This window comes from Xenorhabdus sp. PB62.4, assembly GCF_014467285.1.
In the GTDB taxonomy this organism is placed as follows: Bacteria; Pseudomonadota; Gammaproteobacteria; order Enterobacterales; family Enterobacteriaceae; genus Xenorhabdus.
Window position 1 is genome coordinate 1 of the sequence record NZ_NKHR01000136.1, and the last position, 253, is coordinate 253.

Annotated in this window: 1 pseudogene; it reads right to left on the minus strand. The window is 53.0% G+C overall.

From position 1 onward, the window contains the following. Positions 1 to 127 precede the first annotated feature (127 nt). Positions 128 to 253, minus strand: a pseudogene (locus tag Xenpb_RS19595) (VasL domain-containing protein); the annotation flags it as partial.

Consider the following 253-nt stretch of genomic DNA (forward strand, 5'->3'; position numbering starts at 1 on the left):
CGACTATTTGGGCGGGTATTACAACGACATCCGTCCTCATAGCTTTAATGGGGGAATTTCTCCGGCTGAATACGAACGACAGTGGGAAGCGGCTAGAAATGTGTCCGAAAGTTCTTGACCACTACACATAGACAGCGGTTTTCAGGTAGGAAAGCGTGAAGCTGCCACGGGTACGCTCCTGCAACAGGATTTTGTCCGCCAGTTGCTGAAGCTGGTCACGGGTGGTATGCCAGCTGCCTTTCAGGGGCACGCT